The following is a 12,116-nucleotide window of genomic DNA, read 5'->3' as shown; positions in this document are numbered from 1 at the left end:
GGCCTCTGTCTACAATAGCCATCGCTTCATTCAGCAAGGATTTGAAATGCACGCTGCAAACCCGCGTCGCGGGTACCTTCTGGGCCTGAGTGCCTACATCATCTGGGGCCTGTTCCCCATCTACTTCAAGGCCATTCAGAGCGTCCCAGCTGTCGAGATCATCGTTCACCGGGTGCTCTGGTCGGCCCTGTTCGGTTCACTGTTGCTACTGGCGTGGAAACACCCCGGCTGGTGGCGCGAGCTGCGTGAAAACCCCCGCCGGCTGGCGATTCTGGCCCTGAGCGGTACCTTGATCGCCGCCAACTGGCTGACCTACGTGTGGGCAGTGAACAATGGCCGCATGCTTGAAGCCAGCCTTGGCTACTACATCAACCCTTTGATCAATGTGCTGCTGGGCATGCTGCTGCTCGGCGAGCGCCTGCGCCGCCTGCAATGGCTGGCGGTGATGATGGCGGCAGTGGGCGTCGCACAGCAGGTTTGGCAAGTCGGGAGCCTGCCGTGGGTATCGCTGGCATTGGCACTGACCTTTGGCTTTTACGGCTTGATTCGCAAGCAGGCACCGGTAGCAGCGCTGCCTGGCCTGGTGGTGGAAACCTGGATGCTGGTGCCGTTGGCGGTAGGCTGGTTGCTGTTGCACCCCACGGCGATGAGCGCGCAGGCCACGTTCTACAGCAGTAGCGAGGCCTTGTGGCTGATGGCAGCAGGGCCGGTGACCCTCGTGCCGCTGGTCTGCTTCAACGCCGCTGCTCGCCACCTACCCTACACCACACTGGGCTTTTTGCAGTACCTGGCGCCAACTTTGGTACTGCTGCAGGCCGTGCTGCTGTTCGATGAACATTTGTCGCCTAGCACCCTGGTGGCGTTCATCTTCATTTGGGCGGGCTTGGTGATCTACAGCGTCGACGCTTGGATAAATCTACGCAAACGCGCCTGATCAAAAAACGATCTAATCGTTGCAGGCCCCGTAATGCCTGGCCTGCAACGATATCTCCAGAGGTTATCCACACCCTCGTCCCCGCGCTTTGTGCACAACCGCCTGATGCTTGTACGTTTTTTGCTCAATCCTCTAGAGCCTGCGGAACACCTGAGCTCGCGGGCTGAGCCCCCAGGTTATCCACAGGGCCTTCCCCGTGAAACCGGGATAACTCCACCATTGGGCTTGTGCAGATCCGTTCAGTCCTGCGGCCGCAGGGTCAACTCCACCATCAGGTCGTCCGCCAGGCTTTCCAGCTTCTGCTGCAGATCATCAAGCGACAGCGCCAAAGGCAGTGCCAACAGCGCATCGGCATGGAACAGCGGCTCGCTGCTCATCGGTGCCGGGCGCACCTCGGTGGTGAATCGCTCAAGGTTCACCCCCTGCTCGGCCAGCAACCGGGTGATATCGCGCACGATGCCGGGGCGGTCATTACCTACCAGCTCCATGGCGATTGGCTTCCAGGTGCATGAAGGTTCCACGCCGCTTTCAGCGATCAGCACACGAATTTCGTACTGCCCCAGGGCCTGCAGCGCCGCCACCAGCTCATCGTAGTTTTCCGCCGGCACCGCCACCCGCAAAATCCCGGCGAACTGGCCGGCCATCCGCAACATACGGCTTTCGAGCCAGTTGCCGTTATGCTCGGCGATGCATTGGGCAACGCGCTCCACCTGCCCGGCCTTGTCCGGGGCGATTACGGTCAACACAAGATGATCCACAAGCCCTACCTCAGCGTCGGGCCGCGCAAGGCGGCGAATATGGGGATCGGTTGAGTATAGGCAAGGCGCGGCAACCTGCCGCAGGGCGTTCAACACAAGCAATCGTGTACTGTTTCAAGATTTATCTGGAACAATCTACCTGTTTTTTGCGAACATACCCTCTCCCAGCGTGACCCTACGCGACCAGCTGGTCGCAGAACGGCGCTTTTAGTCTGATTTTGCCTCGCCTACTGCTTCATGTAGTATCCCGTGGCGCGGACTACAAAACGTCGTTTGGATGTCTGCCAAGGCGCCTGTGAAAATACGCACACTGTCTGCCAGCCCGTCTGGCAGGCCGCACCCAGCCGCTCTCGCCACTGGACGAGGGCATGCACTGGAACGTGTTTAGAGAAGCGCTACAGGCTTAATACAGAAGAGCGAAATAGCTGAGCAGAGTGAGGCAAGCAATGACTGGATACGTTCAAGTCGGTGGCCTTCAGGTCGCCAAGGTCCTGTATGACTTCGTCAACAACGAAGCCATCCCAGGGACCGGCATCGTCGCCGAGCAGTTCTGGGCCGGTGCTGAGAAGATCATCAATGACCTCGCTCCAAAGAACAAAGCCCTGCTCGCCAAGCGCGACGAGCTGCAAGCCAAGATCGACGCCTGGCACCAGGCACGCAAAGGCCAGGCACACGACGCCGTAGCCTACAAAGCATTCCTCCAGGAAATCGGCTACCTGCTGCCACAAGCCGACGATTTCCAGGCCACCACCCAGAATGTGGATGAAGAAATCGCCCACATGGCCGGCCCACAGCTGGTCGTGCCGGTGATGAACGCCCGCTTCGCATTGAACGCCGCCAACGCCCGTTGGGGGTCGCTGTATGACGCACTGTACGGCACCGATGCCATCAGCGATGAAGGCGGCGCCGAAAAAGGCCAGGGCTACAACAAGCTGCGTGGCGATAAAGTCATCGCCTTCGCCCGCGCCTTCCTCGACGAAGCCGCGCCCCTCGCTGCAGGCTCTCATGTCGACTCCACCGGCTACCGCATCGAAGACGGCAAGCTTGTGGTCACCCTCAAGGGTGGCAGCAACAGTGGCTTGCGCGATGATGCGCAACTGATCGGTTTCCATGGCGACGCCAAGGCGCCTACCGCCGTGCTGCTCAAGCACAACGGCCTGCACTTCGAAATCCAGGTCGATGCCAACACCCCAGTCGGCAGTACCGATGCCGCCGGCGTCAAAGACATCCTGATGGAGTCGGCGCTGACCACCATCATGGACTGCGAAGACTCCGTCGCTGCCGTCGATGCCGATGACAAGGTCATCGTCTACCGCAACTGGCTGGGCCTGATGAAAGGCGACCTGGCCGAAAGCGTGAGCAAAGGTGGCAAGACCTTCACCCGCACCATGAACCCGGATCGCGAATACGCCGCCCCCAATGGCGGCAGCGTTACCCTGCACGGCCGTTCACTGCTGTTTGTGCGCAACGTCGGCCACTTGATGACCAACCCGGCGATTCTCGACGGCCAGGGCAACGAAATCCCCGAGGGTATACAGGACGGCCTGTTCACCAACCTGATCGCCCTGCACAACCTCAACGGCAACACCAGCCGCAAGAACACCCGCACTGGCAGCGTCTACATCGTCAAACCGAAAATGCACGGCCCTGAAGAAGTCGCCTTCGCCGCAGAAATCTTCAGCCGTGTCGAAGACCTGCTGGGCATGCCGCGCAACACCGTCAAAGTCGGCATCATGGACGAGGAGCGCCGTACCACGGTCAACCTCAAATCCTGCATCAAGGCAGCCGCCGAGCGCGTGGTGTTCATCAACACCGGCTTCCTCGACCGCACCGGCGACGAAATCCACACCTCGATGGAAGCCGGCGCCGTGGTACGCAAAGGCGCCATGAAGAACGAGAAGTGGATTGGCGCCTACGAGAACAACAACGTCGACGTTGGCCTGGCCACTGGGTTACAAGGCCGTGCGCAAATCGGCAAAGGCATGTGGGCCATGCCCGACCTGATGGCCGCCATGCTCGAGCAGAAGATCGCTCACCCGCTCGCTGGGGCCAATACCGCCTGGGTACCTTCGCCAACCGCAGCCACCCTGCACGCCTTGCACTACCACAAGGTCGATGTGCAGGCGCGTCAACGTGAGCTGGCTTCGCGCAGCCCGGCGTCGGTGGATGACATCCTGACCATCCCGCTGGCAGCCAATACCAATTGGTCGGCCGAAGAAATCCGCAACGAGCTGGACAACAACGCCCAGGGCATCCTTGGCTATGTCGTGCGCTGGATCGATCAGGGCGTGGGTTGCTCGAAGGTGCCGGACATCAACGATGTCGGCCTGATGGAAGACCGCGCCACGCTGCGTATTTCGGCCCAGTTGCTGGCCAACTGGCTGCGCCATGGCGTGGTAACCCAGGAGCAAGTGCTGGAAAGCCTCAAGCGCATGGCTGCGGTGGTCGACAAGCAGAACGCCGGCGACGCCCTGTACCGTCCGATGGCGCCGAACTTCGACGACAACGTCGCGTTCCAAGCCGCTGTCGAGCTGGTAATCGAGGGTGCCAAGCAGCCTAACGGTTACACCGAGCCGGTGCTGCACCGTCGTCGCCGCGAGTTCAAAGCACGTAACGGGCTGTAAGCGGGTTGGTTAGAAGGGCCGCAATGCGGCCCTTTTTGCTGCGTCACTCAAGCTTGAGTTCTTTCTTCACCAACCCCAGCAATTTCCCCAAATCCACTGGTTTCAACAAAAAGTCCACTACACCCAGGTGCATCACGTCGACCGCCTCTTTTACATCGGTGTCGCCCGACACCACGATGATCGACAGCGCCGCCCGCTCCGACTCACGTACCTGGCGGATCAACTCCAGCCCATCACTGGGTTGCATGCGCAGGTCAGTGATCATCAGCGCGATACGCGGCTCGTAATGCAGCTTGAGCATCGCTTCCTGGGCGCCGTCAGCCGTCATGCACTCGATGCCCCGGCTTTTGAGGTACAACTTCAGCGCCTCGCTGTTCACCGCGTTGTCATCGACGATAAGCACCACTGGGCTGGCCGCTACCGGCGCACTCACCACGGCCAATGCCTCTCGTTCGGCGTCGCTCAGGATGTCGTCATGCTCAACCATGGTCGTCTCGTCAAAAAAATCCCGCTCAATCGTTAGGACCGCAAAAACCGCGTAACTAGGCTCGCCTTTCGTCGGCGTTTTGACACACACTGCTCACTAGACTTACGTCCAATGGGCACCGCAACGCTGCGAGCCGACCATGGGGGCCAAGAACAACAAGGTCGGCACCTATATATAGATATATATAGTCCGGCGCAGCGATACGGTCAGCGTCATGAGTAAAAAGGATGCCTACAGCCAGGCGGGTAGAACGGCAGTACTGCAGAATATCCAAGGCACCTTGCAGTTCCTGCAGCGTTTCCCACCCTTCAATCAGATGGAGCAGAGCCACCTGGCGTTTCTGGTGGAACAATGCCAGCTGCGGTTCTATGCCAGCGGCGAAAGCATCATCAAACCGGCCGACGGCCCCGTCGAGCATTTCTATATCGTCAAACAAGGGCGTGTGGTTGGCGAGCGCCAGCACCTAGTCAAGCCCGGAGTGGAAACCACCTTCGAAATTACCAGCGGCGAATGTTTCCCCCTGGCAGCGCTGCTGGGCGAGCGAGCGACGCGCACCGAACATTTGGCAGGTGAAGACACCTTTTGCCTGCAACTGAACAAGGCTGCGTTCATTCGCGTGTTCTCGATGTCGGAGGTGTTTCGCGATTTTGCCCTGCGCGGCGTCAGCAGCCTGCTCGATCAGGTCAACCAGCAAGTGCGCCAGCGCGCCGTGCAAACACTCGGCACCCAGTACTCGCTCAACACCCCCCTGGGCGAACTGGCCATGCGTCACCCAGTGGTGTGCAGCCCTGGTACGCCGCTGCGCGAGGCCGTGCGGCTGATGCATGAACAGCAGGTGGGCAGCATCGTGGTGATCGACCAAGCGCGTTATCCCGTGGGCATTTTCACCCTGCGTGACCTGCGCCAGGTGGTAGCCGCCGCCGGTGCCGAGCTGGGCGTACCGATCGAGCGGCACATGACGGCCAAGCCGTTTTTCCTGAGCCCCAAGGCCAGCGCCTTCGATGGCGCCATGGCAATGACCGAACGGCACATCGCGCACGTCTGCCTGGTCGAGAACGGCCGCCTGTGCGGGGTGGTGTCGGAGCGCGACTTGTTCTCCCTGCAGCGGGTCGACCTGGTGCATCTGGCGCGTACCATCCGCCATGCGCCGCGCCTTGATGCGCTGATACAGCTGCGCGGCGATATAGGCCAACTGGTCGAGCGCATGCTCGCCCACGGCGCCTCATCCACCCAGATCACCCAGATCATCACCCTGCTCAACGACCACACGGTGTGCCGGGTGATCGAGCTGGCCATTGCCGAGCGCGGCGACCCCGGTGTGCCGTTCAGCTGGCTGTGCTTCGGCAGCGAAGGGCGCCGCGAGCAGACCCTGCACACTGACCAGGACAACGGCATTCTCTTCGAAGCTACTGACGACAATGAAGCCGACACCCTTCGCGCACGCCTGTTGCCTTTGGCGCAGTACATCAACCAGTGCCTGGCCCAGTGCGGCTTCACCCTGTGCAAGGGCAACGTCATGGCCGGCAACCCAGAGCTGTGTCTGTCGCGCATGCAGTGGGCACGGCGCTTCGCTGGCTTCGTGCGCGAGGCCAGCCCGCAAAACCTGCTGGAATCGAGCATCTACTTCGACCTGCGCGTGGTCTGGGGCGATGAGCAAGGCGCTGAACAACTGCGCCGGCAACTACTGGATCAGGTGGCAGAGAACCGTATATTCCAGCGCATGCTGGCCGATAACGCGCTACGCCAGCGCCCCCCGGTGGGCCGCCTTCGCGAGTTCGTACTGACCCGTCAGGGCAACGACAAAGCCGCCACCCTGGACCTCAAGGTGCAAGGCCTGACACCGTTCGTCGATGGCGCTCGCCTGCTAGCCCTGGCCAATGGCATTGGTACCTGCAATACAGTGGAGCGTCTTCGCCAGTTGGTTGCCAGCGGTGTGATCGACGCCCTCGACGGCGCCGCTTACGAAGAGGCCTACCACTTCATTCAACAAACTCGCATGCAGCAACACCAACGCCAGAGCCGCGACAACCTGCCCTACTCCAACCGCCTCGATCCAGACAGCCTCAACCACCTGGACCGGCGCATCCTGCGCGAATCCCTGCGCCAGGCCCAACGCCTGCAGAGCAGCCTGGCCTTGCGGTATCAGTTATGAGCCTGTTCACCTGGTTGCGCCCCGCCGCGCCCATGCTCGATGAGGCCCTGCGCCAGCGCCTGGCACGGCTGCCCAAAGCCAAGCCACTGGGGGTCTGCACGCTGCGCGAGCAACGTTGGGTGGTGCTCGACCTTGAAACCAGCGGCCTGAACACCAATCGTGACCAGGTGCTGTCGATCGGCGCCGTGGCCATCGACGACGGGGCCATCGATTTTGCCCAGCAGTTCGAGCGCACCCTGCACCGCCCTGAGCAGAAAACCAACGCCAGCGTGCTGATCCACGGCTTGGGGCCAAGTGCCCTGGCCGCTGGTTGCGACCCTGCCGAAGCCTTGCTCGATCTGCTGGAGTTCATCGGCGACAGCCCAGTGCTGGCATTCCATGCGCCGTTCGATCAGCGCATGCTGGCGCGTGCGCTACGGGAAAGCCTGGGCTATCGCTTGCAATTGCCGTTTCTCGACGTAGCGGAACTGGCACCGATGCTCAACCCCGATACCGTTATGCGCGAGGCAGGGCTGGACGACTGGGTGTCGCGCTTTGGCCTGCAGGTGGACGAGCGCCACCATGCCAGCGCCGACGCGCAGGTCACAGCGGAGCTTGCGCTGATCCTTTTCAGCCAGGCCCGTCGCCAGCAGCTCGACAGCCCCGTGCAGCTGGAACAGCGGCTTGCTGGCTGGAGGCGTCGCAAAGCCAACATTCATGGCATGTGAAGGGCCATAGCTCTGTGTCGGCCTGTGCGCGGTCAAACCCTGCCCACAAGCATGCATCAACCTCCAGTCCTGCGCTGTCTACCTGGCAGTGGGTTCGCCCGCCAATGGCCCAGCACAGACGAACCTGTAAACCAATGATGGCAATCCGATAAGCGTCCATTGCACCCCACCCATCGCCTCTGCAACAATCGCGAATAATTATCGTTAGTTAATGCATTCGTTCCGGGGGACGCTGCATGCCACCTGCCCACAGCCCACACACCGAGCTGATTGGATCGCTGTATCGCGATCACCGCGGCTGGCTGCTTGCATGGCTGCAGCGCAACCTGGCTTGCCGTCAACGGGCCGAAGACCTGAGCCAGGATACGTTCGTGCGCCTGCTCGGTCGCGAACAACTGCAAACCCCGCGCGAGCCGAGGGCGTTTCTCGCCGCTGTGGCCAAAGGCCTGATGTTCGACCATTTCCGCCGCGCAGCGCTGGAGCAGGCTTACCTGTCGGAGCTTGCGCAGTTACCCGAGGCCGAACAGCCGTCCCCGGAACTGCAGCATCTGATTCTCGAAGACCTCAAAGCCATCGACCGTCTGCTTGGCAAGCTGTCGAGCAAAGCTCGCGCGGCATTCTTGCACAATCGCCTGGATGGCATGGCCCATGCCGAAATTGCCGAGCGCCTGGGTGTGTCGGTATCGCGAGTACGTCAGTACATCGCCCAAGGTATGCGCCAGTGCTACGTGGCCCTGTATGGGGAGCCCACGTGAACAACGCACCGGTTTCATCCCAAGTACTGGAAGCCGCCATCGCCTGGAAAATGCGCCTGGACAACGCCAGTGGCACACAAGACCTGCCCTGCGCGTTCATCCGCTGGCATGCCGCAAGCGAGGAGCACGCCCGCGCCTGGCGGCAACTGGGCGCCATGGACCAGCGCGTCAGCGCAGCCGCAGGCCCGGCACGCCAGGCGCTGATACAGTCACGTGCCGGGCTGCGTCGGCGCCTCGGCAAGGTCGGCAGTGGGCTGGCCGGGATGGTTCTGCTCGGCGCGTTACTGGCATGGGTCGGCATCCCGTCATTGGCGCCCAGTTACTGGCTGGCCGACCAGCGTACCGCCACAGGCGAGGTACGTACCTTGCGCCTGGCGGACGGTACGCTGCTGAGCCTGAACAGTCACAGCGCGGTCGATATCGACTACCACGGCGAGCAACGCCTGATCGTGTTGCATCAAGGCGAAATTTCGGTCGAAACCGGCCATGGCGACCCGCGCCCGCTGTTGGTGCGTACTGAGCATGGTCGCCTGCGGCCACTGGGCACACGCTTCCTGGTGCGCCGTGAAGGCGCTGGCACGCGTCTGGAGGTACTGCAGGCATCGGTGGCCGCCATGGCGCGCAATAGCGGCGATGAACAGGTGCTCAACGCTGGCCAGCAAGTACTGATGGGCAAGGATGGCTTGGGCCGCGTAAGCCCAGTGCCCACGGGGGCCGATGCCTGGACCCGTGGCATGCTGGTGGTGGATAACGTACGGCTGGCCGAGCTGGTCGAACAGCTTGGCCGTTATCGCAGCGGCCACCTGGGGGTGGCCGAAGAAGTGGCAGACCTGCGCGTGACCGGCAGTTTCCCGCTGGCCGATACCGACCTGGCGCTGGCCTCGCTGCTGCCGGCGCTGCCGGTGAGGATCGAGCGGCACACGCCTTGGTGGGTGAAGATCGTGCCCAAGTGAACCAGTACGGGTTAATTCGCGTCAACCCGCCGCCCCGCAGAGCATCGCAGTATGGGGAGGATGCCCTGCCTGCCAGTGTCAACCTCATCGCGGGCGAACCCGCTCCGAGCAAAGGCTCTTGAGATCGACTTCAACCTGAGGAAGCGGGAATAGCCGCGAAAGGACCGCGCAGAAAACGTAGATTCAAATAATTCTCACTATTTTTCCGATTGCCCCTATCACTTCTGGAGTTTCGCTCGGCAAGGATGCAGTTAGCTCTTATCCGTCGAGGAACCGCTGCATGTCCCGTGCCGTTGATCGCATCCTGCGTCCCAGCCTGATAGCCCTGGCCATCGCCCTGGCTGCACCATTGTCCAGTACGGCCCTGTTCGCCGCCGAGCAGTCCGGCCCCCGCGCCTACAACCTGCCCGCCGCACCGTTGGCCAGCACCTTGAACCAGATCGCCAGCCAGTCGGGCATCGCCCTGGCCATCGACCCTGCATTGGTCAGCGGCCGAACATCGGCCCCGGTCAAGGGCCAGTACGATGCCCTTGGCGCCTTGCAGGCAGCCTTGCTTGGCACCGGTTTGCAGCTGCAGCAAAGCAGCGTGGGCAGCTACAGCCTGATCGCTGCACCAGACGGCACACTGGCTCTACCGGAAACCACGGTGAACGCCGCCAGCACATTCGAAAGCGCTTGGGGCCCGGTCGAGGGTTACCTGGCCAAACGCACCGCAGCCGGCACCAAGACCGATACTGCATTGGTGGAAGTACCACGCTCGATCTCGGTGGCCACCCGCCAACAGATGAACGACCGCGGCGTGCACAGCCTGGATGATGCCGTGCGCTACATGCCTGGGATCGTCTCGGCCAGTTTCGGCAGTGATACCCGCTATGACTGGATGCGCGTGCGCGGCTTCGAGCCAACCCAGTTCCTCGACGGCCTGCCGCTGCCACGTGGTGTGTATGCCAACCCGAAGGCTGAAACCTGGAACCTCGACCGCCTGGCCCTGCTGCGTGGCCCGGCTTCCTCGCTGTATGGCCAAACCCCGCCCGGCGGCCTGCTGGACATGGTCAGCCGCCGCCCACAAGCCCAAAGCGCCCACGAAATCGAAGTGCAGTATGGCAGCGACAACCACCGTCAGATCAACTTCGCCAGCACCGGCAAGGTCGATGAGGAAGGACGCTTGCTGTATGGCGTAAGCGGCGTGGTGCGCGATGGCGGCACGCAGATCGACCATGTCGACGACAAACGCTACAACATCGCCCCGAGCCTGACCTGGAATATCGACGAAGACACTTCACTGACACTGCTGAGCCAGTTCACCCGTGACGATACCGGCGTTACCAGCCAGTTCCATCCTATCCAGGGCACCAAGCTCGACTCCGCGTTCGGCAAGGTTTCACACCACAAGAACCTGGGCGATCCGAACTACGAGTTCTACGACCGTACCTACTACGCGCTGGGCTATGCATTCGAACATCGCATCAACGATGTTTGGCAGTTCCGCCAGAATCTGCGCTACACCAAATCAGACTTGGCGTTCCAGGCTGTGACTGTCAATAGCTACATCCCAGGGCTTCCAGGCTACGAGTTGGACGCTGACGGCAACATTGGTCGCGGTACCACCAATGTCGATGAAGACATCAGCCAATTTGCGGTCGATAACAACTTCCAAGCAGACTTCAGCACCGGCGCGATAAGCCACACCCTGTTGATCGGCCTGGATCACCAACGCATCAATACCAATTACCTGGCAATCTTCGGCACGGCACCGAGTGTCAACGTCAATAACCCCGAGTATGGTTTGCCGATCACGCGCCCGGATCGTTCGACCGCCTTCTACGATTACGACCAAAAGACCCGTCAGACTGGTGTTTATGCTCAGGATCAAATGGCATTGGGCAACTGGCGCCTGACCTTGGGCGGTCGCGAAGATTGGGTGCACACCGGCACCAAGTTCTTCAATCAGGGTGATGCCACCAGTACCGAAAGAGACAAGAAGTTCAGCGCCAACGCGGCCATAAGCTACGTGTTCGACTCGGGCTTGGTGCCCTATCTGTCCTATGCAGAGTCTTTCCAGCCAGCCAGCAACGCCGCCGTATCTGCCACCGACTCGTTCAAACCGACCGAAGGCAAGCAGTGGGAGCTGGGTATCAAGTACCAGCCACCGGGCTCCAATACCCTATTGTCGGCAGCCGTGTATGACCTGACGCAGAAAAACGTCTCGGTCACCAACAATGTTGGCAACGTGACCATCACCAGCCAGACCGGCGAGGTCAAGGTTCATGGCCTGGAACTGGAAGCAGTATCCGACGTCAGCGAAAACCTCAAACTGACCGCCGCCTACACCCTGGCCAAATCAGAAGTGCAGGATGGTCTGTACAAAGGCAACCGCCTGCAACTGATGCCCAACCAGCAAGCCTCGTTGTGGGCCGACTATACCTGGCACAGCGGCGTACTGGACGGCTTCGGCATTGGCGGTGGTGCACGCTACACCGGTAATACCTATGGAGACCAGGCCAATACCTACCTGGGCAAGGCCAATGCCTACACGGTGTTCGATGCCTCGGTACATTACGACCTGGGGCGCCTTAGCAACAGCTTCAAAGGCGCGTCGGTGGCGGTCAATGCGACCAACCTGTTCAACAAGGACTACCTCTCGACCTGTGACTCTTACTATTGCTACTACGGCGATGAGCGCAGCGTCGTCGCCAGCGCTTCCTACAAGTTCTGAGTGAAGGGGGCCGCTCGCCGGCCCCGGTTC

Annotated in this window: 9 protein-coding genes; 7 read left to right on the top strand and 2 right to left on the bottom strand. The window is 61.3% G+C overall.

From position 1 onward, the window contains the following. Positions 1-46 precede the first annotated feature (46 nt). On the top strand, positions 47-934 hold the full coding sequence (gene rarD, locus HU725_RS01790; RefSeq protein ID WP_186478611.1) for an EamA family transporter RarD: 888 nt from the start codon (positions 47-49) through the stop codon (positions 932-934). A gap of 239 nt (positions 935-1,173) precedes the next feature. On the opposite strand, the gene HU725_RS01785 is transcribed toward rarD, so the two are convergent. Beyond that, positions 1,174-1,692 carry a glycine cleavage system transcriptional repressor gene (locus tag HU725_RS01785; RefSeq protein ID WP_186478610.1) on the bottom strand — a complete coding sequence of 173 codons (519 nt, stop codon included), beginning with the start codon at positions 1,690-1,692 and terminating at the stop codon, positions 1,174-1,176. A gap of 446 nt (positions 1,693-2,138) precedes the next feature. On the opposite strand from HU725_RS01785, the gene HU725_RS01780 reads away from it, so the two are divergent. Then, complete coding sequence (locus HU725_RS01780; protein WP_186478609.1) at positions 2,139-4,316, top strand: malate synthase G; 2,178 nt, start codon at positions 2,139-2,141, stop codon at positions 4,314-4,316. Positions 4,317-4,359: 43 nt separating this feature from the next. On the opposite strand, the gene HU725_RS01775 is transcribed toward HU725_RS01780, so the two are convergent. Continuing rightward, on the bottom strand, positions 4,360-4,803 hold the full coding sequence (locus tag HU725_RS01775) for a response regulator (protein ID WP_060477427.1): 444 nt from the start codon (positions 4,801-4,803) through the stop codon (positions 4,360-4,362). A gap of 214 nt (positions 4,804-5,017) precedes the next feature. Here HU725_RS01775 and HU725_RS01770 point away from each other — a divergent pair, with 214 nt between their 5' ends. The 5 genes from HU725_RS01770 to HU725_RS01750 all read left to right on the top strand — a co-directional run bounded on the left by HU725_RS01770 (position 5,018) and on the right by HU725_RS01750 (position 12,086). Beyond that, positions 5,018-6,955, top strand: coding sequence for a DUF294 nucleotidyltransferase-like domain-containing protein (locus tag HU725_RS01770; protein ID WP_186478608.1), 1,938 nt, complete (start codon positions 5,018-5,020; stop codon positions 6,953-6,955). Continuing rightward, positions 6,952-7,662 carry a 3'-5' exonuclease gene (locus tag HU725_RS01765; RefSeq protein WP_060477425.1) on the top strand — a complete coding sequence of 237 codons (711 nt, stop codon included), beginning with the start codon at positions 6,952-6,954 and terminating at the stop codon, positions 7,660-7,662. The genes HU725_RS01770 and HU725_RS01765 overlap by 4 nt, the downstream gene beginning before the upstream one ends. A 236-nt stretch (positions 7,663-7,898) precedes the next feature. Beyond that, positions 7,899-8,417 (top strand): RNA polymerase sigma factor, encoded by a 519-nt coding sequence (locus HU725_RS01760; RefSeq protein WP_186478607.1) that lies wholly within the window; start codon positions 7,899-7,901, stop codon positions 8,415-8,417. After that, positions 8,414-9,370 carry a FecR domain-containing protein gene (locus tag HU725_RS01755; RefSeq protein WP_186478606.1) on the top strand — a complete coding sequence of 319 codons (957 nt, stop codon included), beginning with the start codon at positions 8,414-8,416 and terminating at the stop codon, positions 9,368-9,370. Before HU725_RS01760 ends, HU725_RS01755 begins: the two co-directional genes overlap by 4 nt. 280 nt (positions 9,371-9,650) lie before the next feature. Next, on the top strand, positions 9,651-12,086 hold the full coding sequence (locus HU725_RS01750) for a TonB-dependent siderophore receptor (RefSeq protein WP_186478605.1): 2,436 nt from the start codon (positions 9,651-9,653) through the stop codon (positions 12,084-12,086). The last annotated feature ends 30 nt before the right edge of the window (positions 12,087-12,116 follow it).

This window comes from Pseudomonas promysalinigenes (genome assembly GCF_014269025.2).
In the GTDB taxonomy this organism is placed as follows: Bacteria; Pseudomonadota; Gammaproteobacteria; order Pseudomonadales; family Pseudomonadaceae; genus Aquipseudomonas; species Aquipseudomonas promysalinigenes.
Note: the sequence above shows the minus strand (reverse complement) of the source record. Positions and strands in the feature narration are given on the sequence as shown.

Bases quoted from the DNA above. Each gene is read 5' to 3' on its own strand.
- HU725_RS01750 (WP_186478605.1), top strand. From the start codon at position 9,651: ATGTCCCGTGCCGTTGATCGCATCCTGCGTCCCAGCCTGATAGCCCTG.
- HU725_RS01760 (WP_186478607.1), top strand. From the start codon at position 7,899: ATGCCACCTGCCCACAGCCCACACACCGAGCTGATTGGATCGCTGTAT.
- HU725_RS01770 (WP_186478608.1), top strand. From the start codon at position 5,018: ATGAGTAAAAAGGATGCCTACAGCCAGGCGGGTAGAACGGCAGTACTG.
- HU725_RS01765 (WP_060477425.1), top strand. From the start codon at position 6,952: ATGAGCCTGTTCACCTGGTTGCGCCCCGCCGCGCCCATGCTCGATGAG.
- HU725_RS01775 (WP_060477427.1), bottom strand. From the start codon at position 4,803: ATGGTTGAGCATGACGACATCCTGAGCGACGCCGAACGAGAGGCATTG.
- rarD (WP_186478611.1), top strand. From the start codon at position 47: ATGCACGCTGCAAACCCGCGTCGCGGGTACCTTCTGGGCCTGAGTGCC.
- HU725_RS01780 (WP_186478609.1), top strand. From the start codon at position 2,139: ATGACTGGATACGTTCAAGTCGGTGGCCTTCAGGTCGCCAAGGTCCTG.